22 protein-coding genes and 2 pseudogenes are annotated in these 22,825 nt (G+C 65.2%); 9 read left to right on the forward strand and 15 right to left on the reverse strand.

Features of this window, described 5'->3' with window-relative positions; translation table 11 throughout:
• The first annotated feature begins 515 nt into the window (after nucleotides 1–515).
• On the forward strand, nucleotides 516–1,394 hold the full coding sequence (locus AC5Y42_RS22455) for a crotonase/enoyl-CoA hydratase family protein (protein ID WP_499900771.1): 879 nt from the start codon (nucleotides 516–518) through the stop codon (nucleotides 1,392–1,394).
• Between the two features lie 9 nt (nucleotides 1,395–1,403).
• Here the strand turns inward: AC5Y42_RS22455 and AC5Y42_RS22460 are convergent.
• The 3 genes and pseudogenes from AC5Y42_RS22460 to AC5Y42_RS22470 all read right to left on the reverse strand — a co-directional run bounded on the left by AC5Y42_RS22460 (nucleotide 1,404) and on the right by AC5Y42_RS22470 (nucleotide 4,129).
• A pseudogene (locus tag AC5Y42_RS22460) lies at nucleotides 1,404–1,739 on the reverse strand (thiocyanate hydrolase).
• Nucleotides 1,740–2,002: 263 nt separating this feature from the next.
• Nucleotides 2,003–3,739, reverse strand: a complete 1,737-nt coding sequence (locus AC5Y42_RS22465) for an NAD-binding protein (RefSeq protein ID WP_499900772.1) — start codon at nucleotides 3,737–3,739, stop codon at nucleotides 2,003–2,005.
• Nucleotides 3,740–3,742: 3 nt separating this feature from the next.
• A complete protein-coding gene (locus AC5Y42_RS22470; RefSeq protein WP_499900773.1) occupies nucleotides 3,743–4,129 on the reverse strand; it encodes a DUF6394 family protein in 387 nt (128 codons plus the stop codon).
• A gap of 160 nt (nucleotides 4,130–4,289) precedes the next feature.
• Between AC5Y42_RS22470 and AC5Y42_RS22475 the strand changes: the two genes are divergently transcribed.
• Nucleotides 4,290–5,435: a thiolase family protein gene (locus AC5Y42_RS22475; protein ID WP_499900774.1), complete on the forward strand. Its 1,146-nt coding sequence runs from the start codon at nucleotides 4,290–4,292 to the stop codon at nucleotides 5,433–5,435.
• Nucleotides 5,436–5,443: 8 nt separating this feature from the next.
• Here the strand turns inward: AC5Y42_RS22475 and AC5Y42_RS22480 are convergent, their stop codons facing one another.
• From AC5Y42_RS22480 to AC5Y42_RS22500, 5 genes are read right to left on the reverse strand one after another with little or no spacing between them, the layout of a single operon-like run.
• Complete coding sequence (locus AC5Y42_RS22480) at nucleotides 5,444–6,514, reverse strand: ABC transporter ATP-binding protein (protein ID WP_499900775.1); 1,071 nt, start codon at nucleotides 6,512–6,514, stop codon at nucleotides 5,444–5,446.
• A 3-nt stretch (nucleotides 6,515–6,517) separates the two neighbouring features.
• Nucleotides 6,518–7,351, reverse strand: a complete 834-nt coding sequence (locus tag AC5Y42_RS22485; protein WP_499900776.1) for a carbohydrate ABC transporter permease — start codon at nucleotides 7,349–7,351, stop codon at nucleotides 6,518–6,520.
• A gap of 2 nt (nucleotides 7,352–7,353) precedes the next feature.
• The gene (locus AC5Y42_RS22490; protein WP_499900777.1) at nucleotides 7,354–8,268 is read right to left on the reverse strand and encodes a carbohydrate ABC transporter permease; all 915 of its coding nucleotides are present in this window, start codon (nucleotides 8,266–8,268) and stop codon (nucleotides 7,354–7,356) included.
• Nucleotides 8,265–9,584 carry an ABC transporter substrate-binding protein gene (locus AC5Y42_RS22495; RefSeq protein ID WP_499900778.1) on the reverse strand — a complete coding sequence of 440 codons (1,320 nt, stop codon included), beginning with the start codon at nucleotides 9,582–9,584 and terminating at the stop codon, nucleotides 8,265–8,267. Before AC5Y42_RS22495 ends, AC5Y42_RS22490 begins: the two co-directional genes overlap by 4 nt.
• On the reverse strand, nucleotides 9,574–10,476 hold the full coding sequence (locus AC5Y42_RS22500) for a sigma-70 family RNA polymerase sigma factor (RefSeq protein ID WP_499900779.1): 903 nt from the start codon (nucleotides 10,474–10,476) through the stop codon (nucleotides 9,574–9,576). The genes AC5Y42_RS22495 and AC5Y42_RS22500 overlap by 11 nt, the downstream gene beginning before the upstream one ends.
• A gap of 78 nt (nucleotides 10,477–10,554) precedes the next feature.
• On the opposite strand from AC5Y42_RS22500, the gene AC5Y42_RS22505 reads away from it, so the two are divergent.
• The gene (locus tag AC5Y42_RS22505; RefSeq protein WP_499900780.1) at nucleotides 10,555–10,902 is read left to right on the forward strand and encodes a DoxX family protein; all 348 of its coding nucleotides are present in this window, start codon (nucleotides 10,555–10,557) and stop codon (nucleotides 10,900–10,902) included.
• Between the two features lie 12 nt (nucleotides 10,903–10,914).
• On the opposite strand, the gene AC5Y42_RS22510 is transcribed toward AC5Y42_RS22505, so the two are convergent.
• From AC5Y42_RS22510 to AC5Y42_RS22520, 3 genes are all read right to left on the reverse strand, one after another.
• Nucleotides 10,915–11,709 carry a ketosteroid isomerase family protein gene (locus tag AC5Y42_RS22510; RefSeq protein ID WP_499900781.1) on the reverse strand — a complete coding sequence of 265 codons (795 nt, stop codon included), beginning with the start codon at nucleotides 11,707–11,709 and terminating at the stop codon, nucleotides 10,915–10,917.
• On the reverse strand, nucleotides 11,706–12,269 hold the full coding sequence (pncA, locus tag AC5Y42_RS22515; protein WP_499900782.1) for a pyrazinamidase PncA: 564 nt from the start codon (nucleotides 12,267–12,269) through the stop codon (nucleotides 11,706–11,708). The genes AC5Y42_RS22510 and pncA overlap by 4 nt, the downstream gene beginning before the upstream one ends.
• 258 nt (nucleotides 12,270–12,527) lie before the next feature.
• Complete coding sequence (locus tag AC5Y42_RS22520; RefSeq protein ID WP_499900783.1) at nucleotides 12,528–12,659, reverse strand: hypothetical protein; 132 nt, start codon at nucleotides 12,657–12,659, stop codon at nucleotides 12,528–12,530.
• Nucleotides 12,660–12,924: 265 nt separating this feature from the next.
• Between AC5Y42_RS22520 and manT the strand changes: the two genes are divergently transcribed.
• The 3 genes from manT to mmpH are packed head-to-tail and all read left to right on the forward strand — an operon-like array spanning nucleotide 12,925 to nucleotide 15,984.
• A complete protein-coding gene (gene manT, locus AC5Y42_RS22525; protein ID WP_499900784.1) occupies nucleotides 12,925–14,196 on the forward strand; it encodes an MMP alpha-(1->4)-mannosyltransferase in 1,272 nt (423 codons plus the stop codon).
• Nucleotides 14,190–14,921, forward strand: a complete 732-nt coding sequence (locus tag AC5Y42_RS22530; RefSeq protein WP_499900785.1) for a class I SAM-dependent methyltransferase — start codon at nucleotides 14,190–14,192, stop codon at nucleotides 14,919–14,921. The genes manT and AC5Y42_RS22530 overlap by 7 nt, the downstream gene beginning before the upstream one ends.
• Nucleotides 14,908–15,984 carry an MMP endo-(1,4)-3-O-methyl-alpha-D-mannosidase gene (gene mmpH, locus AC5Y42_RS22535; protein ID WP_499900786.1) on the forward strand — a complete coding sequence of 359 codons (1,077 nt, stop codon included), beginning with the start codon at nucleotides 14,908–14,910 and terminating at the stop codon, nucleotides 15,982–15,984. Before AC5Y42_RS22530 ends, mmpH begins: the two co-directional genes overlap by 14 nt.
• Here the strand turns inward: mmpH and AC5Y42_RS22540 are convergent.
• Entirely contained in the window at nucleotides 15,981–16,637 is a 657-nt protein-coding gene (locus AC5Y42_RS22540; protein ID WP_499900787.1) for a class I SAM-dependent methyltransferase, read from the reverse strand. The genes mmpH and AC5Y42_RS22540 overlap by 4 nt on opposite strands.
• A gap of 75 nt (nucleotides 16,638–16,712) precedes the next feature.
• Here AC5Y42_RS22540 and AC5Y42_RS22545 point away from each other — a divergent pair, with 75 nt between their 5' ends.
• The 3 genes and pseudogenes from AC5Y42_RS22545 to AC5Y42_RS22555 all read left to right on the forward strand — a co-directional run bounded on the left by AC5Y42_RS22545 (nucleotide 16,713) and on the right by AC5Y42_RS22555 (nucleotide 18,655).
• A complete protein-coding gene (locus AC5Y42_RS22545) occupies nucleotides 16,713–17,285 on the forward strand; it encodes a TetR/AcrR family transcriptional regulator (RefSeq protein WP_499900794.1) in 573 nt (190 codons plus the stop codon).
• 36 nt (nucleotides 17,286–17,321) lie between these two features.
• Nucleotides 17,322–17,588 (forward strand): annotated as a pseudogene (locus AC5Y42_RS22550) (DUF6328 family protein); the annotation flags it as partial.
• Nucleotides 17,589–17,638: 50 nt separating this feature from the next.
• The gene (locus AC5Y42_RS22555; RefSeq protein WP_499900788.1) at nucleotides 17,639–18,655 is read left to right on the forward strand and encodes a DoxX family membrane protein; all 1,017 of its coding nucleotides are present in this window, start codon (nucleotides 17,639–17,641) and stop codon (nucleotides 18,653–18,655) included.
• An 87-nt stretch (nucleotides 18,656–18,742) separates the two neighbouring features.
• Here the strand turns inward: AC5Y42_RS22555 and AC5Y42_RS22560 are convergent, their stop codons facing one another.
• From AC5Y42_RS22560 to AC5Y42_RS22570, 3 genes are read right to left on the reverse strand one after another with little or no spacing between them, the layout of a single operon-like run.
• Nucleotides 18,743–19,279 (reverse strand): gluconokinase, encoded by a 537-nt coding sequence (locus AC5Y42_RS22560; RefSeq protein WP_499900789.1) that lies wholly within the window; start codon nucleotides 19,277–19,279, stop codon nucleotides 18,743–18,745.
• The gene (locus AC5Y42_RS22565) at nucleotides 19,252–21,261 is read right to left on the reverse strand and encodes a DUF7064 domain-containing protein (RefSeq protein WP_499900795.1); all 2,010 of its coding nucleotides are present in this window, start codon (nucleotides 21,259–21,261) and stop codon (nucleotides 19,252–19,254) included. The genes AC5Y42_RS22560 and AC5Y42_RS22565 overlap by 28 nt, the downstream gene beginning before the upstream one ends.
• A 16-nt stretch (nucleotides 21,262–21,277) precedes the next feature.
• Nucleotides 21,278–22,783: a carboxylesterase/lipase family protein gene (locus AC5Y42_RS22570; RefSeq protein ID WP_499900790.1), complete on the reverse strand. Its 1,506-nt coding sequence runs from the start codon at nucleotides 22,781–22,783 to the stop codon at nucleotides 21,278–21,280.
• Nucleotides 22,784–22,825: the final 42 nt, after the last annotated feature.

Below are 22,825 nucleotides of genomic sequence, written 5' to 3' on the forward strand. Positions count from 1 at the left end.
ACTAGACGCGCGCTAGTTACGTGTCCAAATGGACACCGGGCAGTGACCGTTGGGCGGGTTATGACTCTGGAAGGCTGCGCGAAGGGGTAGTTAGGCCAACGGCAACCGACACGGCTTACTTGACATAGTGTCGCTTATCGGTAATTCAGATCGACCCTGGCAGTGGCGTCCACCGGGAAGATCGTTGCCATCTTCGCCGCACGCGCAGCGGAGTCACTCGGAGCGTCCAGTGCCCAATCATCATCCGTCGCGCTTATGGCGCGGTTGCGCACCCGTCGCGGCCCGTCGCCGACTCGGATACACCCGTCGCTATTCGCGTCGGTCAGTCGGACGTCCCTCCCCGCTGCACGACTGCAATACGTCACTGTGACGATTTGCCGATATGCGGCCGCATGTTGCTGGGCCGGGTTTTGCGGTCATCGGCGAGTCGTAGACGACTGCAGCGCGATGCGGAGGCCGCACTCGACACGCTAACCAGTAACGTCGCCTGCAACGAACCTGCGGAGGAAGTAGCTATGGAGTTCACCACGATCCGACACGACGTCGACGATGGGATCCTCACCGTCGTCCTCGATCGCCCAGACAACCTCAACGCCTTCACTGTCGAGATGGCCGAAGAGCTGGAACGCACCTTCGTCGCCGTCAACGACGACGACTCCGTGCGGGCGGTGATCGTCACCGGCGAGGGTCGCGCCTTCTGCGCCGGGATGGATCTTTCTAGCCAGGGCAACGTATTCGGACTCGACGGAACAAAGTCTCCGACGCTGACCGACATGGCTGACCTCGACGACGTTGAGTTACGCCGGGTCCGTGACACGGGTGGCCGGGTGACGCTCGCAATCTACGCCTGCCGCAAGCCGGTGATCGCCGCGATCAACGGGGCCGCCGTCGGCATCGGCGCAACAATGACGCTGGCCATGGACGCACGCTTGCTGTCGGCCAGGGCACGGTTCGGCCTGGTCTTCGGCAAACTCGGTATCGTCCCAGAGGCGTGTTCGACCTGGTTTCTGCCCCGAATCGTTGGCATGCCAACAGCTTTGGACCTGCTGTATCGTGCCGACATCCTGGACGCCGAGACTGCCCGCAAGTTGGGTTTGGCACAGGCCGTTTACGAACCCGATGCACTGCTCGCGGAGGCGCGGGCACTCGCGGACGCGTGGACGCGCGCCCGCTCACCGGTGTCTGTCGCCCTGATGCGACAGATGCTCTACCGCAATTCGGCCCAACCGCATCCCGTCGAAGCGCACCGGATCGACTCGCTGGCGATGTTCTATACAAGCATTGGCGACGGCGACGACGGCGTGCGCGCCTTTCTCGAAAAGCGCCAACCGCGCTTCTCCGGCAAAGCATCCGAGATGCCACAGTTCTACCAGGAGTGGATTCGAGGCGAGTAGCGAGCGGACTTATGCGTCGCCGGCTTCGAGCCGCGCCCGCACCGCTGTCATGCGATCGGCCAGTGCCGCTTCGTCGATGATGTTTCTTGTGATCAGGGAATGCGCCAGCGCGACGAGCTAATTTTCCGGAAATGGCAACGCCGCGTACATCTCTTGGCTGAGGCGGTCCTCATCGAAGCGACGTGTCAAGAGCGGCAACACGGTCCCTTCTCGATCGAGCGCGTCGCACATCCCGTCCAGACTTGACTTCCAGGGCGGCAGTGGATTGCTGACGCCGTACTTCTTTGCCGCCCAGTCCTGGAGCCGGTGAATCGCTACGCGCAGTTGACTGTGGAAGTCGCCCATCACCGAGTTAGCCATCGGCTATCACCCTCCGCATGGATGGATAGCACCCCGACCGAATTACACGGTAACACCGAGCCGGCTCTCCATCACGCCTATCGCGCACCGGCAATACGTCACGGTGACAGAGCGATCGCGACGGGCTAGATGAATGGGCGATGGCCAGGCTCGCGAATCTTGCGCCGGCAGCACCATTTCGGCGACAACGGCCTCATACCTGTCACCGTGTCGACGGTCGGCGGTTGGCACCTGCACGGTGGTCCGGGCTAGGTCTTGGTGCGATTGCGAGCGACGAGCCGGGCCCAGATCCACGTCAAGGGAACGTCGCGACCGGTCGCAAGGTACTCCACCGTCGTCGGATAGTGGCAGATCTCGCGCACCTGGGACAGCCCCTCGGGCTTGCCGACGAGGAGCACCTGGTCGCCCAGGGCGAGACCTGTCTCCGACGACGGCATGAAGCTGGGCTCACCGTCGCGCACTAGGACCAGGGCGGCCACCGGCAGCGTCGCATCCCGGTCGTCGGGGCGGCGCATGAGATCCCCCAGTGTCAAGGTTTCCCCGCGTCGCAACCAGTCTGTGATGGCCGGAGCCTGCTCGGGTGACAACGTGATGACATCGCGCTGCGGGGTGCGTCGGCCGCAGCGCTCCTGCAGGTGGTCACGCACGCCGGTGGCCCACTCGTCATCGCGTCTGAAGGCATGCTCGACGAAGCTCCAAAACACCGGCGTGAGGATTCTGGCCAGGATCTCTCGGGCGGTGAGCTCGGTCGCGATGTACACCGAGTCGATCTCCAGGGCGTCGAGCAGAGCTTTCTTGGCGTTCGTGTGCTGCTGCACCACGAGGTATACGTCGGGGTTGGACAACCGGGCCCGCTCGGCCAGCGCGATATTGGTGGTGTCGTTGCCGGTCCCCGCAATGAAGCCGACGGCACCCGAGACATCGGGGTCACCCTCGGCCGGATCGACGAGGTCAACTGACACGCCGTGGGCAGTGAGATCACTGTCGACATCGTGGCCGAATTCGGGGTCGGCGCACACCACCCATCTGCCGGCCGCAAGACCCCGCCGTAGTGGCGGCAGCTGCTCCTCATCGTTGTCCATCAGCCAACGCAACAGCTGGTGATTGACCGGATGGTGGATCGACAAGGCGAGGTAGTCGCCGAACCGGTCATCGGGGTTGATCACCGCCGCCGGGGCGAAGTGCTCGATACGAGCCTGGATTCGAGGGTCGGTACAGCGGGCGAAGACGGGCACTTCGGGCCGCAGCAGCGATACGGTCATCACCACCGCGAGGTTTGTGTAGTCGTCGTTCGTCAAGGCCAGCACACCCTGACAATCGCGATGCGCAAGCCCGGCCATGCCCAACACCGTCGGTACGGCGCAATCGCCCTCGACCGCAGGAACATCGAAACTCAGTTGCCCGGATATCACCGACTGGACCTTGGATGCCTGCTTGTCGACGACGACGAACCGGCGCCCGTGTTCGTCGAGCTCGGAGCCGACGACCCGGCCGGCTTGGCCGTAGCCCGCGACGATGACGAACGGCTCCACCATCCGGCGGACTTGACGGCGGAACCGCTGGGCCGCAATGGCGTCCTGGAAGGCGGTGTTTTGGAGGAGGGAGAAGAAGGCCCCGATGGCGTAGGCCCAGCTGAGCACCACCAGGTAGATCGACATGGATAGCCACATCCGTTGGGGGTAGCTGAAGGCGTGCGGCACCTCGCTGTAACCGACCGTGGTCAACGTGATGGTCATCTGGTAGAAGGCGTCAAAGACGGTCAGCCGGTAAGGAATTCCCTGCGCATCGGTGCCCGGCATGAGCATGAGCCCGGTGGTACAAAAGCTGAAGGTGGTGATGACGACGATGAACGGCGCCCGCATCCGCCGCATGAGCAGGAAGATGACGTCGGTGGTCGGCACCGTCGTCGGAACGCGGACCGGCTTGGGCCGCAGCCTGGTTGGACGCCGGGTCCAGAACGCAAGCAGGTGCGCCGGGTTGGGCATCGGCTATCGGCGCCGGAACGACGCCGTCTCGACCACGAGTAGCGTGACGGACACGATATTGGCCAGCAACGCCCCGCCCGACAGCGACACCACGCTCGCCGTCGCATGCCGGTCCAGTCCGTGGACCGAGACCTGCGTGGCGAAGACCCACATCGCTGCCGCGGCTACGAGTTGCAGTAACGCGACCAGACTGGTGGAAAGGTGGACAGCACCTAGCTGGGTGCGGTCACCGAACTTCAAGATCGTCGTGATGAATGCGACGATCAGGGCGAGGAACAACTCCCACGGATTGTGAATGGCCGGGTCTCCCACGTCACCGACGAAAAAACCGAAGTTCAAGGTTGCGGCCAACAGCACGAAGAAACCGAAAACCACCTTTTCGAGATTCACACCGGCAGCCTAACTGGCCGCGGTCCAGGTGGTTCGGCAATGCCTGTTTACGTCTTACCCATTCGAAGGCGTGGCCGCCTCCCCACCATATGGCGAATCGGCGCAGTTACTGTAACGTTTACAGTTGGCTGTCCGGTGGCCGCTGAGGAGGATTCGCGTAATGAACGACGTCGCCATCATCGGGGTGGGCCTGCACCCGTTCGGTCGCTTCGAAGGCAAGTCGGCGATGGAGATGGGTGTAGACGCCATCTTCGCCGCAGTCGAAGACGCCGGCGTCGACTGGAAAGACGTGCAGGCCGCTACCGGCGGCAGTTGGAGCGTCGCGAACCCGGACGCCATCGTTGGCATGGTGGGCCTATCGGGCATCCCGTTCACCAACGTCTTCAACGCGTGCGCCACCGCCGCCAGCGCAGCTAAGGCGTGCGCCGACGGCATCCGGTTAGGTGACTACGACATCGGGCTCGCCGTCGGCCTGGACAAGCATCCCCGCGGCGCTTTCACCGAAGATCCCGCGTTGGTCGGCATGCCGAGTTGGTACGCCGAGAACGGGCAGTACCTGACCACGCAGTTCTTCGGTATGAAGGCCAACCGCTACCTGCACGACCACGGCATCTCACAGCGAACACTGGCCAGGGTTGCTGCCAAGAACTTTCGTAACGGTGCGCTGAACCCCAATGCGTTTCGGCGCAAAGCGATCACCGAGGACGAGATCCTCAACTCGACGATGCTGAACTACCCGCTGACCCAGTACATGTTCTGTGCACCCGACGAGGGCGCCGCAGCCGTGGTGATGTGTCGCGCCGACATCGCGCATCGCTACACCGACAAACCGGTGTACCTGCGGGCGGTCGAGGTCCGGACCCGCCGCTACGGCGCCCACGAGGTCAACACCACGTTCGCGCCCGTTGAGCAGGACGTCGCGCCCACCGTCTACGCCGCGCGCGGCGCATTCGAAAAAGCCGGTGTGGCACCCGAAGACGTCGATGTCGTCCAACTCCAGGACACCGATGCCGGCGCGGAGATCATTCACATGGCCGAGTGCGGATTCTGCGCTGACGGCGAGCAGGAGAAGCTGCTGGCCGACGGCGCCACGGAAATTCACGGCCGGCTACCGATCAACACCGACGGTGGCCTGATCGCCAACGGCGAGCCGATTGGGGCGTCGGGCCTGCGGCAGATCCATGAGGTCGTCCGGCAACTGCGCGGCGAGGCGGGTGAGCGTCAAGTTCCCGGCGAACCGAAGGTCGGCTTCACCCAGCTCTACGGCGCACCCGGCACCGCCGCGGCGACAGTCCTGACGACCTGAAGGCACGCCTAAGGCAGTCGCCGGCCATCGGCGCCGAAGAAATGCAAATGGTCGGATCGAGGGCGCAGACGTACCCGGCTGCCACGTTGCGGCGGGTTACGACCGTCCGCGCGGGCGATCACCGGGTGGTCAGTCGCGGCGCCAGCCGTCGAGATCCTGCCGTACAGGTAGGCGTCGGCGCCGAGCTCCTCGACAACATCGACCTCCATCTCGACACCCAGACCACCGACCTCGAAGTCTTCGGGCCGGATGCCGACAGTGATCTCAGCAGCCACATCGCCGATCTCACGGGGCAAGGGAATCAGCCAGTCCCCCAACGTCACTGACCGGTCGGCGATCGGCAAGGTGAACACATTCATCGCCGGGGAGCCGATGAACTCCGCGACGAAGACATTGACCGGGCTGCGGTAGAGCTCTCGCGGCGGTGCGTATTGCTGCAACACGCCGTCCCGCAGGACCGCAACCCGATCGCCCATGGTCATCGCCTCGACCTGATCATGGGTGACGTACACGGTGGTAGTGCCCAGCCGTCGCTGCAATCCGGCGATCTGGTTACGCGTTTGCACCCGCAACTTCGCGTCCAGGTTGGACAGCGGTTCGTCCATCAAGAAGACCTGCGGGCGGCGCACGATCGCGCGGCCCATCGCCACCCGCTGGCGCTGCCCACCGGAGAGCGCTTCGGGTTTGCGATCGAGGTAGGGCTCTAAATCGAGCAAGCGCGCCGCATCCAAGATCCGGTCGCGGATCTCAGCTTTGCGAATCTTGGCGATCTTCAACGCAAAGCCCATGTTCTGCGCCACCGTCATGTGCGGATACAGCGCGTAGTTCTGGAACACCATGGCGACATCGCGATCTTTGGGATCGTCGTCGGTGACATCGCGGTCACCGATGCGGATGCGCCCGGTGTCCACCGGTTCCAAACCTGCGATCATCCGCAGCGACGTCGTCTTGCCGCATCCGGAAGGGCCGACCAGCACGACGAATTCGCCGTCGTCGACGGCCAGATCCAGCTTGTCCAGCGCCGGGCGCTGCGCTCCGGCATAGCGCCGTGTCGCCTGCTCGAAGCTCACTGATGCCATCGGTCAGCCGCCGAATCCGGACATCGCGATACCGCGGACGAAGGCCCGTTGCGCCACCGCATAGACGATGACCAACGGCAGCAGGATGAGCATGGACGCAGCCATCAGCACCGGCCACCGCGACACATATTCGCCTTGCATCCGAACCAGCCCGAGCGTGAGTGTGGCGATGCTTTTGCGTTGCAACATCAACAACGGCCACAGGAAGTCATTCCACACGTTGACCCAAGTGAGCACCGCGAGCACCATGACCGCAGGCTTGGCGTGCGGCAACAGGATCCGCCAATAGACCTGCCACGGCGAGCAGCCGTCGAGGATGGCGGCCTCCTCGAGTTCGTCCGGCAGCGTACGGAAGAACTGCCGCATCAGATAGGTGCCGAACGCCGTACCGAACAAGCCCGGCACGATCATCCCCCACGGCGTGTCAGTCCAGCCGGCGACGCGCATCAGAATGAATTGCGGGATGACGGTCACCGTCAGCGGCACCATCAGTGTGCCCAGGTACACGACGAAGACGACCTCCCGGCCCCGGAACGGCAGCCTGGCAAAGGCGTATCCGGCCAGCGAGCAGAAGAACACCTGACCGGCTGTGATACATCCGGCGTAGAGCACCGTGTTGAAGAACATCCGCCAAAACGGCATCAACACAAACACTTCGGCATAGTTCGACCACTGCGGATGCGAAGGAAACAGCGTCGGCTGGCTCACCTCGCCTTCGCTTTTCAACGAGCCCGACACCGCCCACAGAATCGGGAACAGGGCACACCACGCGACGCCCATCAGCGCGACATAGAGCGTCAGGCCGCGCGCGATGCTGTGCTTGGTCAGGTGGCCCATGGTCAGCCTTCCCAAGCGCGTCGACGCGCCAACCGTAGCTGTAGCACCGTCAACACCAGCAGAATGGCAAACATCACCCAGGCCAGTGCGGATGCGTACCCGAACTCCAGGAAGGCGAATGCGTGCTGAAAAAGCATGATGCCCAACACATACGTTCCAGTCTCCGGACCACCGTTGCGGCCGGTGAGCACATAGACGAGGTCAAATGCCTGGAACGCGTGAATGATCGAGATGACCACCACGAATGACAGTGCCCCGCGGATCAACGGGACGGTGATGGAGACGAACTGGCGTATCTCGCCGGCGCCGTCGATTCGGGCGGCTTCATAGACCGTTTCGGGGACGCCCTGCATCGAAGCCAGCAGGATGACGGTGGCAAACGGCACGCTCTTCCATACGCTGACCAAACACAGCGACACCATGGCCCAGTTGGGATCGACCAACCATGGGACCGGGCCGATCCCGATCCAGCCGAGCATGATGTTGAGCAAGCCATTGTCAGTGTTGAACACGAACTGCCACACCACCGCCATCACGACGGAGGACATCGCCAACGGCAGAAAGACAACGGTCCGAAAGATGCCGATGCCCTTGAGTTTCCGGTTCAAAAGGCCCGCCACGGCCAGGCTGATCAGGACGGTCGGCACGATGGTTCCAACGGTGAAGATCACCGTATTGCGCATCGCGATGAGGAACAGCGGGTCGGCGCTGAACAGCTGACGAAAGTTCGCCAGTCCGACGGGCTTGGCGGGCCTGAACAGATCCCACTCCTGCACACTCATGTACAGCGAAAACCCGAGCGGAAACACCATGAACACCGCCACCGCCGCCAGGTTTGGTGCGACGAAAAGGCGTCCGGCCCAGGCCCGCCGTTGGGAAATTCTGCGTCGCCCGACTCGCTGATCGATCGATGTCATGGGTTGTGTAGCACCTCGTCGACCTCCTGCGTCAGCGCGCCTGCCAGCGATGTCGCCGGCCGGGTGCCACGCAGAACCGGCCCGAAATTGCGGTCCATCAACGCGTTGATCTTTTCCCACGCCGGCGTGATCGGCAAACCCTCGGAGTGCGCGGGGCCGCCGGTCAGCACCGCGAGATTGCCGACTCTGCGATGAGCTTGGGCGAACCCTTTGGAATTGATCGCAGACTTCAGTACCGGTACGAATAGCCCCGTTTCGCCGATCAGGGCTTGCCCGACGGGTCCGGTGGCGAATTTCACGAACTCCCATGCTTGGTGCTTGCGGCGGCTGTCGGCCGCGATCGCCAGGCCCGTCGTACCGATATTTGAGCGGGCCGCGCGGGATCGTGGACCGGTGGGCAACACGGTGACATCGAAATCTAGGCCGCGGGCGCGGTCGAATGTCTGGTAGCGCCAGTGCCCGCCCAAGGCCATCGCGGCCCTGCCCGAGGTGAATAGATCCATGGTGGACATCGACTGCTGCTCAGACGCCGTCGGTGCGACGTTGTGTCTATTGGCCAGGTCAGCGTAGAACTGCACACCCTCCATGAACGCCTCGTTGCCAAAATTGAGGTGCGACGGGTTCGTTCGCGGATCCGACCACGCGACGCCGTTATTCATGCCGAACAGGCCCGCCGAGTAGGCGGCCACCCACGTGTCGACGAACCCCCATTGAGTCACGCGTCCGGAGCGGACGCGCTTGGTGAGAGCGCTGGCCGCAGCAAGGAACTCGGCGAAGCTCCACGGCCGGTCCCATTGTGTCGGTGGCGCCGGTACGCCGGCCGCGGCGAACAGCTGCTTGTTGTAGAACAGGAAGTTGCCGGACCACTGCTCCGGGAATGCGTACTGGCCCCCGTTGAACGTGAAGGTGTCATACAACACGCCGATGCTGTCGGCCTTCAGATCGGTGGCGAATACTCGGTCTTGGGCCACCATGGTGTTCAGGTCCAGCAGCGCACCCCGGTCGGCCAAGCCGGCATAGCTGAATTCCCACGCCATCAGCACGTCTGGGCATTTGCCGCCTGCGCAAAACGTCGACATCTGCTGCATAGGGTCCGGACCCGACAGCAGCGTCCGCACCTTGATGTCGGGATGCCGATGCTGGAAGGCGTCGACGATCCGCAGCCGCGCGTCCGCCTCTTCGGGGTTGGCCGCGAAGAAAAAGGTGAGTGCGTCGTCGTCGGATGCGCATCCCGATTGCCACCACGTCAGCGACGTCGCGCCGAGCACACCGGCACCGCGCAACAGTGTCCGCCGTCCAATTGGCTTATCGGCCATGGCTGCCCGGATTGTCGCCGGCTGCGGGAAGTGCCAGGGCGACGCCGCTCAGCCGATCGTCATCGCCGATGATGTCGATGGTGTGAATGCGACCATCCTCGATGCCGATGACCAACAGCGCCTGGAGATGGCCGCCCGGGGCGACCGCGATGCCGGGCGCTCCGTTGACGAGGATCACGACGCCGGCCCGGGAACGTTGGGTGAACCGCCGGGTTTCCTCGGCGACCTGCTTGGCGCCGCGGATTTCGGTCGGCACATCGGCGGGCACCAGCAGGCGATCCACTCGGCGCACCACGTCGGGAGCCAACAGATTCATGAGGGCGGCGATATCACCGCCGCGGGATGCCGTCAGAAAGGCATCCACGATCTCGACGTGTTCGCCGGTGCGGCGGGTCGCCCCGGACGGTGCGGCGGAAAGCTGCACCCGGGCACGGCTGGCCAGCTTCTTGGCCGCGTCCGGCGAGCGGCCCAACAACTCGCCGATCGTCTCGAATGGCACCGCGAACACGTCGTGCAGCACGAACGCGACGCGCTGTGGCGGTGAGAGCCGGTCGATGACCACCAGCAGGGCCCGACTGACGGAGTCGGCGAGCAGAGTGTCCTCGTCCGCCGGCGGCGCCGTGCCGGCCGGAACGCGGTCCACACTGTCCAGCGGCAGTTCGGCGCGCCGTTTGCGGCTCCGCAATTGGTCGATCGCCTCGCGTGCGGTGATCGTGGTGAACCATCCGGTCGGGTTCTCGATGGCGTCGAAGTCTGCGCGGCTGGCCTTCAGCCAAGCGGACTGCACCGCATCTTCGGCGTCGGCCGCCGAGCCCAGTAGGTGAAAAGCGACTGAGCGCAGGTGTCGTCGGTCAGCGTCAAACCGCCGGGCGAGATCGTCAATCGGGCTCATGGTCACCTTTCCGGTGTGGGAGCCGTCAAGCAGGTGACGAAATCCGCTCGACGTCCTTGTGTGAAGGAGACCAATCTCATGAGCATCGCATATTTTGTCGTCACCGCAGTCACCGTGGCCGTCACCGCGGGAATCGCCGTGGCCGACTACGTCCCCGCCAAATTCGTGCTGGCGAACTCGGCTCAGGTTGGCGTGCCATCGTCTTGGCTCCCCATGCTGGGGACGCTCAAGCTCGCCGGAGCCATCGGGCTGCTCGCCGGTCTGGTTCTGCCTGCCATAGGGATTGCGGCGGCGGCGGGGCTGGTGCTGTTCTTCACCGGTGCGATCATCACGCATGTTCGGGCCGGCGTGTTGTACAACATCGCCTTTCCGGGCGGCTATCTGTTGTTGTCGGCGGCGTCGTTGGCGCTGCTGGCGGCACAGTGACACTGCGCTCGGTCAGTCGGAAAAGTAACGGATTCGGCGGATTTGGTTGCCACGTCGGACCACGTCGGCGAACATGACACCGCGCCGGTGTCCCGACGTGATCGAGGCCGCGACTGTCGGGCCCGCGCCGAGCACCTTCGTCCAGGTGGCGCCGTTGAGTCGCTGGATCAGTTCGGCGACGTCCGCGTCGTCGTCCTCGCCGAAAGTCACTGTGGCAGTGGATGACAGTGTTCGCAGCGCCGCGAACCTCTCCCCGCGGGCAACAGCGTTGAGGAAGGTGTCCACCAGTCGCTTGTGCCGCGAACCGACGCGGCGGAAACCGGCTCCGAAACCCACTGTGCCGCGCAACCTCTGGTTGTGTAACAATCCGCGGGTCAGCTGGACGGTAGCCGGCACGGCCGGCGTGCCGTTGCGCAGGAACTGCACCATCATGTCCGGCAGTTCCCAGTAGGCCTGCAACACCGCGATCTTCCATTCACCGTCGACCTCGCGCAGGTCGTAGCGAAGATAGGCGGGAATCCGCATCGTCACCGACGAACTCATCGCAACCTCGAGCTCGAGATCGCGGACGACGGCCGAGCCGGTGACGATGTCGAGGTCGGGATGGAAGGTGATGTCGCGCGGCCCGATGAAGGTGTCGTAGAAGCGGCCGATCTGCGCGTGGCCCACATGTGGCCAGGAACCGACGGGATCTTCGACCCGGCCGTCAGCGGTGAACAGCCCGACCCAGCCGGTGCGGTCGTGGGCCGCGGCGGCCCGCGGCGACTGCTCCACCGCCGTCAGCAGATCCGACTGCGCGGTGCTCATGACGTGCTCTGCTGCACGGCGACACCGGCGGTACGCAGCGCGTCGATGGCCTCAGCGGTCGACTGCTCCCCTGTGCCCGCGGTCAGATCGAGCAACACGCGAGTCGCAAAGCCGGCCCGGACCGCATCGTGGGCGGTCGCGCGGACGCACTGGTCGGTGGCCAGGCCGACCACGTCGACCTCGTCGACGCCGCGGTCCTGCAGCCAATCCGCCAGGCTGGCGCCCGAATCGTCGGCTCCGTCGAAGCCGCTGTATCCGGCGCTGTAGGCGCCTTTGCGGAACACCGCCTCGATGCGTTCGGTGTCGAGGTCGGGGCAGAAATCCGCCCCGGGGCTACCGGCGAGGCAGTGCGGCGGCCAGGTCGACGAGTAATCGGGACGGTCGGAGAAATGGTCAGCGGGATCGATATGGAAATCCTGGGTGGCCACGACATGCTGGTAGTCGCCGGCACCGGCCAAGTAGTCGGTGACGGCGCGGGCCACGGCGGCGCCGCCGGTCACTTCCAGCGAGCCGCCCTCGCAAAAGTCGTTTTGGACGTCGACGATGATCAACGCTCGCATATCACCCACCGTATCGCCGGTGGTCGCGCGTCGGGCTAGGCCGCGGGGCGGCGCTGGCCGCGGCGGCGCGCACCGGTGTCCAGCGACCACAGATGCGCGCAGGTTGGGCACTGCAGGTGGACCACCGCGGCGCTATTGCTGATCAGATATTGCCAATGCGTGTGGCAATTGCGGCCACCTCGGCATACCTCGCAGGCAGCGCCGTGGTCGCAGTTCGGGCAGGCCAGCCAAGCGCGTCGGCTTCTGTCCGCGTTCGGATCAATCGGCAGCACGATCCACTGCCCGCTCCGGCAACACCCCGGCCGCTACCAGCGCGTCGTAACTGCGACGCCGGACCTCGTCAAAGGTGAGGTCGTAGGCGAATTCCAGCGCGGTTGAGTTGGTTGGCATCAGCCACTCCCAGCATTCGGGTCAGAAATGCAGGTTAGGCTGCCCTAAAACAAACGGGGAGGGCAATGAGCTGTGTCACAGAGCGGTGTTGACATCGGTCACACTTACCGAACGCGCCGGTCGCGCCACGGCCAGAGCCTGCGCGTTGCATCATGTAGCTTGTCAAATTATAGTCCAGACACGTGTCCAGACAGTTCGCTGACTTCCCCGCCGATCCCCCAACCGTGACCTGTGGTCGCGCCGCCATAGCGGGACCGGTGTGAGCATGCGGATTGCTCTGCTGTCCTACCGCAGCAAGACCCATTGCGGAGGACAAGGCGTCTACGTTCGTTACCTTAGCCGCGGCCTCGTCGAGTTGGGACACCACGTCGAGGTGTTTTCCGGGCAGCCGTATCCCGAGGGCCTCGATTCGCGAGTGGTGCTGCGCGAGGTGCCCAGCCTGGACATGTACCGCGAACCCGATCCATTCCGCATTCCGCATCCCCGCGAGATCCGCGACCGGATCGACCTGCTGGAGCTTGCCACCGTGTGGACGGCGGGCTTCCCCGAGCCGCGCACGTTCAGCATGCGGGCAGCGCGGCTGCTGGCCGGACGGCGCAATGACTTCGATGTGGTGCACGACAACCAGAGCCTGGGAGACGGACTGCTCGAAATCGCGGCAACTGGACTGCCCGTCGTGGCGACGGTTCACCACCCCATCACCCGCGACCGGCTACTGGACCTGTCGGCAGCGCAATGGTGGCGTAAGCCGTTGGTACGCCGTTGGTATGGCTTCTTGGGGATGCAGGAGCGGGTCGCGCGCAGCATTCCGGACCTGCTGACGGTCTCGTCATCGTCGGCCACCGATATCACCACCGACTTCGGAGTCGATGCAGAGCAACTGCACGTGGTGCCGCTGGGAGTCGACACCAGTGTGTTCGCCCCGTCGGCGCGACCGCGAATTCCCGGGCGCATCATCGCGATCGCCAGCGCGGACACTCCACTCAAGGGCGTAGCGCATTTATTGCAGGCCGTGGCTATCCTGCGCACGGAACACGATCTGGAGCTGCAACTAGTCGCCAAGCTCGAACCGAACGGTCCCACGGAGAAACTGATCGCTGAGCTCGGCATCTCCGATATCGTTCACACTTCCAGCGGCGTATCCGACGCGGAACTTGCCGGTTTATTTGCTTCTGCTGAAATAGCCTGTATCCCATCACTTTACGAGGGCTTCTCGTTGCCGGCAGTGGAAGCGATGGCCAGCGGCACACCGATTGTGGCCAGCCGCGCCGGCGCCTTACCCGAAGTGCTCGGACCCGACGGCACCTGCGCCCGACTGGTGCAACCCGGCGACACCGCCGAGTTGATCCGGGTCCTGGGTGAGCTGCTGAAGTCTCCCGAACAGCGCCGTCAACTCGGGGCGGCCGGACGCCGCCGCGCACTTGACGTCTATAGCTGGGAATCGGTGGCTGCGCAGACCGTTCGCGTCTACGAACGGGCGATCCAACGCAACACCCAGATCGGCGACGCCACCGAGCCGGTGGGTGAGCCGTGCTGACGGTGGACTTCGACCGGCTCGGCGTCGGGCCCGGAACCAAGCTCATCGATGTGGGATGCGGAGCGGGCCGGCACAGCTTCGAGGCTTACCGCCGCGGTGCCGACGTGGTCGCGTTCGATCAGGATTCCGATGAATTGGCGAACGTCGGCACTATCTTGCGTGCGATGGCGCAGGCCGGTGAAGCACCGGCGTCGGCCACTGCCGAGACGGTCGTCGGCGACGCGCTGCGACTGCCTTATCCCGATTCCACCTTCGACTGCGTCATCGCATCGGAGATCCTGGAGCATGTCCCCGCCGACGACACGGTTATCGCCGAGCTGGTTCGCGTCCTCAAAGTCGGTGGCGCTCTGGCGGTCACCGTGCCCCGGTGGTTGCCCGAGCAGCTGTGTTGGCTCCTGTCCGACGACTACCACAGCAACGACGGCGGTCACATCCGGATCTACCGGGCAAGCCACCTGCGTGACAAACTCGCCGCCGGCGGACTGAACTTCACCCATACTCACCATGCTCATGCTCTGCACGCCCCATTCTGGTGGTTGAAATGTCTCGTCGGAGTTTCTAACTCAGATCACCCTGCTGTTGCCGCATATCATCGAATGCTGGTGTGGGACATGATGCGCCGTCCATGGATCACCCGACTGGCCGAATCGGCGCTCAACCCGCTTGTCGGCAAGAGCGTCGCGTTGTACTTCGAGAAACCGGTGCCTGCTGTTGAATTGGTATGACGCGCCGGGCGTTGCGGACGTGCTGACCCCCGAGCAATGCCGACAGACTGCGGAATCGATCGCTTCGGTTCAGGAGTCGTCAGGCGCGATCCCATGGTCGGAGGACGGCCATACCGATCCGTGGGATCACGTGGAATGTGCGATGGCGCTCACCGCAGCGGGCCTGATCGACCCGGCCCGCCACGCGTTCGACTGGAGTCGGCGCCAACAGCGCGCGGATGGATCCTGGCCCATCCAATTTCGGGCCGGTGTCGTCGAGGACGCCAACAGCGACAGTAACTTCTGCGCCTACATTGCGGTCGGGGTCTGGCACCACGTGCTGGTCACCGGTGACAGCGCTTTCGCCAGCGAGATGTGGCCGACGGTACGTTCGGCCATCGAATTCGTACTCGGACTGCAACTCGAACGCGGCGAAATCTGCTGGGCCCGCAGCCCTTCGGGTCCGGTTACCGAGGCACTGTTGACCGGATGCGCGAGCATATTCCATAGCCTGCGCTGCGCCCTGGCCTTGGCGAATTACCTCGACGAGCCACAACCGGAGTGGGAGATCGCACTCGGCCGATTGGGCCATGCCATCGCCGCACACCCCTCGGTGTTCACCGAGAAGCCGCATCACTCGATGGACTGGTACTACCCCATCCTGGGCGGTGCGCTGCGCGGCCCAGCCGCGACCGCCCGAATCGCCGAGCGGTGGGGCGATTTCGTGGTGGACGGACTCGGGGTTCGCTGTGTGGATGACCGGCCGTGGGTCACCGGCGCCGAAACCTGCGAGCTGGTCTTGGCGCTTGAGGCGATGGGCAGCCGCAACGCGGCGCTAGACCAGTTCGCTGCCATGCAGCATCTGCGCGAAAAGGATGGATCCTATTGGACCGGCTTGGTGTTCAGCGACGGTAAGCGCTGGCCGGTCGAGCGGACCACGTGGACGGGCGCTGCGGTCATCCTGGCGGCCGACGCCCTGTCGTGCACCACACCGGGAAACGGCATCTTCCGGGGCGCCGATCTACCTCGCGGCCTCGAGGGCGATTACGACTGCGAGTGCGCGATCAGTCCGACCGATCGCTAGGCCTGATCGGCGGGCCGTTCCGCCGTCCGCTCCAGCACGCGCAGTGTTCCGGTGACGGATTTCTCGGTGAACTCGCCGCTTTGCACTGCACGGCAATAGATCTGGTACGGCGCTTGGCCGCCGTCGCGCGGATCGGGAAACACGTCGTGAATGATCAAGGCGCCCCCGAGGCTGACCCACCGTGCCCAGCCGTCGTAGTCCTGGTGGGCAGCGGCTTCACTGTGGCCGCCGTCGATGAACAGTAACTGCAGCGGTGTGCGCCAAGCCCGTGCTACGACGGCGGATTTGCCTACGACTGCGACGACATTGTCGTCGAGGTCGGCGTCATCGAGGGTGCGGCGGAAAGCCGGCAGGGTGTCGAAGCGTCCGGCGTCGTTGACCATCGACGTGTCGTGGTACTCCCAGCCTGGCTGGTGCTCTTCGGAGCCGTGGTGGTGATCGATGGTGTACAGCACGCTGTCGGCTGCGGCCGCTGCGGCGCCCAGCAGCACCGTTGATTTGCCACAGTAGGTGCCGATCTCCACGCCCACACCGTGATCGAAGTAACCCAATGCGGCGTCGTGGAGCGCCCGTCCCTCGTCGGCAGGCATGAATCCGGTCACCTGATCGGCGAGGTCAAACAACTGACGAGTGCGCTCGGCGGGGGTTGTCATCACCAGAACCTAACTATCGAATCGGCAACGGCCGATGGTTGCCGCCCATATTACGGTGTAGTAGTGTCCAGACACGTGTCCGACCCGGTAGCTCGGGAGTCGACCAGACGCCGACTGACCGCCAAGCAAGCCGACACAGTTGACCGGCTGGGTCACGCCGCGATCGGGGTCCTGAGCCGAGAAGGCTTCGCCGGGTTGACGATTCGGATGGTTGCCGCTGAGGCCGGAGTCGGCGCGGCCACGGCCTACACATATTTCGCGTCCAAGGAGCATCTCGTCGCCGAGGTTTTCTGGCGGCGGTTGGCCTCCAGTCCGGTTCCGCCCAACGACTCCCCCGACCCCGCTGCGCGCGTCATCGCGGTGCTGCGTCACATCGCGCTGCTGGTTGCCGACGAACCAGAGTTGGCCGGCGCGGTCACCAACGCTTTGCTGGGCAAGGACCCGGAGGTCAAGCATCTGCGGTTGCGTATCGGCCGGGAGATCCACCAGCGTCTGGTCACCGCGTTGGGGCCCGACTGCAACCCGGATGTGGTCGAATCGCTGGAGTTGCTGTATGCGGGCGCGCTGGTGCGCGCCGGCATGGGATACGCGTCGTATGCGCAGATCGCCGACCGGCTGGAGTCCTCGGCGCGTCTACTGATGACATAGCTGCGGTTGCGACCAGATGGCGCTCAGGACTGGAAGCTATTGATCGCTCCAGTCGGGATGCACCGCTTGCTGTTTCGCCGGCATCGGCTGCGACCGCTGGTATCGACGGCCCATCGGTTCGCCTACGCCGGACTGGTGCTGCTGGGCTTGGCCCTGGTCGGCGTCACCGTGGTCATTTTCGGTCCGGTCGCCGGCCACGCCGCCGGCGTCGTCGCGGGCGGCTGTGTGCTGATCGCACTCGGCGGTTTGTGGGTGGCATTGCCGCTGTCGATGCGCACGACGAGCGGTCCGCCGGTTCGCTGAGCGATGATCCGACCGGTTTGCGGACCGGTCAGCCCGGGAACACACCGGCCATGTTGCTTCGTAGAATCGCCCGGCCCCTGTTGTCAGCGGTGTTCATCGGCCAAGGCGTCGAGACCCTGCGCAATCCCAAGACCAGCGTCGATGCTGCCGAACCCACCGTGGCGGCATTGCGGACCCTGCCGGATCCCGTCGGAACAAAGGTTCCGGCCGACCCCGAGACCGCAGCGCGGATCAACGCGGCAGTTCAAATCGGCGGCGGCCTCATGCTTGCCATCGGCAAAATGCCGCGAGTCGCCTCAGTGGCGCTGGCGTGCACTGTAGTCCCCGGTGGCCTTGCCGGACACCTGTTTTGGAATGAATCCGATCCCGAACGCAAGGCGCAGAAACGCCGCGAATTCCTGACCGACCTGAGCCTGCTGGGCGGGCTGATCATCGCCTCGGCCGACACCGAAGGAAAGCCGTCATTGGGATGGCGTGGTCGACGGGCGGCGGGCCGGGTTTCGGCGGCGGTGACCGCAGCGCTGCCGGCCGGAGCCTCCAACGGCGCGCTTCTCGACTCTGAGCTGGGTGAACGAATCGAACATGGCCTACAGGTAAGCGTCGAGCGGGGCCGCGAGTTGGCCAGTACCGCGGCTGAGAAGAGCGGGCCGTTGCTCGAGTCGGCGCGCAAACGCGGAAGCGAACTGGCCAGTACCGCCGAGGAAAAGAGTGCTCCACTGGTCGAAGCCGCCCGCAAGAAGGCACGCAAGCGTCGCGCACAGCTCGTAGCCAGCGCCCGCGAGCATGGCGCCGAACTTGCCGAGGCCGCCCGCGAACGCGGCGCTGAACTCGCCGAAACCGCCCGCGAACGCGGTGCCCAACTGGCAGATGTAGCGCGCGAACGCGGCCCTGAGCTCGCCGAAACTGCCCGCGAACGCGGCGCCAAGCTCGCGGATGTGGCGCGCGAACGCGGCCCTGAGCTCGCGGAATCCGCCCGTGAACGCGGACTTGAGCTCGCCGAGACCGCCCGCGACCGTGGCGGTGATCTGGCTGCCCGTGGGCAGACCAAGATCCGTCGTATGCGCTAACTGGGTGATCGACGCCTGGCGCCAGCGACGTCGCGGTGTCGGGCGCGCCGACGCTCCGACGTCGACGACTTGGGCTGGTGTGCAGCATCAGCCAATGCGTCGCCGGGCAGATCGCGCCACGAAGTTGTCGACGATCTCCTCGGCGGTCTGGCCGACATCAATGACGACACCATCTTCGTTGGAGCCCAGTGGCTCCAACGTGTCGAATTGCGACTGCAGCAGCGCCAGCGGCATGAAATGCCCGCGCCTGCCGGATTGCCGGTGGCCGATCAATTCCGGTGACCCGCTCAGATGCAGGAACTCGATATCGTGGCAGCGGGCGCGCAACTGGTCGCGATATTTGCGTTTGAGCGCCGAGCAGCTCATCACACCGCCGTTGCGGTGGTCGGCCAGCCAGGCCCCGACGGCTTCCAGCCACGGATAGCGGTCGTCGTCATTGAGTGGTTCCCCCGCAGCCATTTTGGCGATGTTGGCGCTCGGGTGGAAGGCGTCGGCGTCGGCGAACGGCACCCGCAGTCGTTGCGCCAGCGCCGCGCCTACCGTTGATTTGCCCGAGCCCGAGACTCCCATGACCACGATCGGCGGAAACTGGTCGGTCACGGGCTTAATTGGTTGCGGTTCCATTCCAGCCAGCCCACCCCGCGCCGGCCGTCGGCGGTGTTCACCGCCGCCCAGACTCGCGGAAATTGACTTACCCGTCCGTCAGGGGCCACCAGGCGCAGCGGTGCATGGCCGCGGACCTCGACTGTTGCGGTGATGCCACCGGGATCAACGGCCAGCGTCGCTTCGGTCGGTAACCCGTTGGCGTCGAACACTTCCCGGGCCGCAACGGTACACACCTCGGTCAACGCGCCGTCGCGGTCCTGAAGGTAGCCCACGCCGATCGCCGGGGCGCCGGGAATCCGGATGTCCACCGCGTGCAGGTGGCTGCCGTCATCGAAATGCAGTGCGCTCCAAACCCAGTCCATGCCCCACCAATCCCGCACCCCCCAGGAGTGATCACGCTGACCGGGCACCGAGTCGACGGTGTATTCGGTGCCGTCGATGGTGACAGTGCCCGAAACGGTGCAGGGGATCTCGTAGCGCGTGGTGAGCCGGTACTGGTACGGCGTGCCATCGGTGGTCCACGCCAAGTCCATGGTTACCTCCACCGGCACGCCGTCTTCACCGCGCAGCAGCGCGGACGGGTCGGCGTAGGACTGGCCGCGGCCATGCAGGACAACGCGATAGCTGCGCAGCGGTTCGGCGACGGAGTGGTTGAATTCGATGGCGTCGGTGCACACCTGCCACGGATCGGCGGGTAGCGGGACGTCGAAGTCGACGACTGCCACAGTGCACAGGTCGGGCCCGCACAGCACAGCGTTCAGCCACGCCGAGTGTTCGTTGGGCATCAGGCCGAGCCGTATCCAGCCGCCGAATTTCTTTGCAGGGTCGGTGAAGTCGGCGTACCAGCTCTCGTTCCACAGCGGTTCGTCGGTCGGGGTGTGCGCCCACTCGTCGTCGCCGGCCGGGACCAGCGGCTCGATCGGCGCCGGTGCCGGCAGCGTCGCGAGCGCATCGGTGTCGAGGACGTGCTCACAATGGCGTTGCAACATCGTCATGAACATTGCGTCGCCGCGTTCGGTGCGCTCGACCAGCATCGACGAGACAATGGCCATCATCACCCCGAAGAAGCTCTGCCGCCGCACACCGTCGCGGACGTCGGCCAGGCTGATCGGCGTGTCAGGCCCGAGCGCCGCGTGGTAGGCGTGCAGCAGCTCGTCATAATTCGCACGCCGATCGGCTACCGACAGCGCACATCCCAGGCAATAGGCCAGGTCCGTCATGGCCGGGCCCCGGGTAACGGTCTGCCAATCGACGACGGTCAGCAGCCGGTCGGCGCCGACCGCGCCGAACAACATGTTGTCCAGTCGATAGTCGCCGTGCACCAGCCCCTGAATGCGGCCGGCTGCCGCCTCTCCGGCCAGGTAAGCGTCGAATCCCGCCACCAGCCGTTCGCACACCGCGCGGTACGGCGGTTCGATCTGGTCGCGGTAACGGTCGACGAAAGCGGCGTAGAGCTGGCTGATCAGCGCTTGGTTGATCGGCGCGTCGCGGTTGAGCCACGGCGCGTCTTCGAGTGCGGTGTCGCCCAGCAACGGGCCTTGCAGCCGGGCCAGTTCGGTGACGGCGAGCCGGGCCTGCGCGACTGTGGCGCCGCGGATTTCGTCGCCGACCACGGCCGGAGTCGCATCGCCGAGCAGCAGGTCGAAAACTCCGGTCGACGCATCGAACGCGGCGTGGTAACACGGTGCAACCGGTCCGGTCAGGTGCGGCGCGACCTCACGGTAGAAGCGCACTTCACGCTCATAAAGGCCCAGGCTCAATCCGGTCTGCCGGCTCACCGGGTCGCTGGCGGCGACCTTGAGCACCACCGAATCCGGGCCCGGCTGAGCACCTTCAGTATCGGCGTAGCTGAGCTGGACGCGGTAGCACTCGCTCATCTGTCCGGTGCCGATGCGCTCGACGGTGAAATCGATGACGGTTCCAGATCCCAGCACCGTGGAGAGCCAGCCGGCGGTGAGGTCGGCCGGTCGTTCGATGACGGTGTCGGTCTGCGGAGGCACTGTTGGGTTCACCGGCTCAGCGTGCCATCGAGAAGCCCTGCCACGCCATCCGCCGCTCGGGGTGGGGATCGAATTCGACGTGCGACTTGCGGTCGAAAACCATCACCGCGCGGTCTGCGTCGGTGTAGGCGGGCCAGTCATCGCCCGGCATGCCGGTGCGACTGAATGCGCGCCAACGCCCCTGTATCTCGTTGCTGACCCGCAGCGCAGAGCGGCGGTCGCCGGCCGCGCTGAGCAGGGCGCCGAACCTGCTGCGATAGACATCGAACACCGCGAGCAGTTCGGTGGCGTGAGTGGCGCCCAGCCCCGACCAGCGCAACGTGCGCGGCGAGTAGTCGTATCGATAGAGATAGGCCGGCGCGTGGCCGCCGTGCGCCTCGGCGATCTCCCACGCGGCCGAGCCGAAGGCGAAATCCCCGCCGAGCCGGATGCACGCCGCCGAATCGGGGTAGTCAGGATAGGCGCTGGTAATCCGTTCCCGCGCAGCCGGTTCCGTTTCCGCCAGCAGCGCTTCGATCATCGGCTCGGTGGTAGGCAGCAGCCGCAGGAATCGGGTGAACAGCCGGCCCTCGTCGGCGTTGGTGCCCACGATCAGCGGCACCCGGTGGGCCTTGCCCTGTCGCATCGCATCGATGGGATCGAGCGGCAGCACATCGTCGCCGCAGGCCGGCCCGAGCGGGAAGGCGCCCAGGATGTCGCGCACTCCTTCGTCGATCAGACGGTCTTGGGCTGCGACCAATTCGGCAGGTGAAGCCTGCATCAACGCATGAGCGGCGTCGTGTTTGCGCATACCGAGTAGCGCGGCGAACCGTGTCGCGAAGTCGGCTGCCATCTCGCTGGAGCGCACCATTCCGGATGCCGGGCTTTCCGAAATCACCTGGGCGAACAAGCCGTCCGCTGCCGGCACCGCCAACATGGTGGCGACCGCATGCGCGCCGGCGCTTTCGCCGAATAGCGTGACGTTGCCGGGGTCGCCGCCGAACTCGGCGATGTTGTCGGAGACCCAACGCAGCGCCATCACCAGGTCACGCAGGAACAGGTTGCTGTCGATGGTGACATCGGCAGTCGAGAGCGACGACAGGTCCAGGCAGCCCAGCGCGCCGAGCCGGTAGTTGACCGATACGTACACGCAACCCCGCCGGGCCAGTGCAGCGCCGTCGTACAGCGGGGTGGCCGAGCTGCCCAGCAGGTATCCGCCGCCGTGGACGAAAACCATCACAGGCAGCGGCTCGACGGGCGCGGCTGCGGGCGCCACGACGTTGAGCGTCAGGCAGTCCTCGCCCCTTGGCTGGTACTTTCCGATCCCCAGCATGGTGTAGCGACGCTGCTGCGGAGCGCAGTTGGTAAACCCGTGGCAATGCCGCACACCCGACCATGGCTGCGCGGGTTGCGGTGCGCGAAACCGCAGCGGCCCGACCGGCGGGCGGGCATAGGGAATGGATCGCCACCGGTGCACACCGTCGCGGGTGAACCCTTCGACTGTGCCGGTGGCGGTGGTTGCGCGGACGGTGTGCTCGTGCATAAGCCGACGTTAGCGAATGTGCCCGTGGCGGGTGGGGCAGGT

The sequence above is a fragment of the Mycobacterium sp. NGS48 genome (assembly GCF_059812585.1).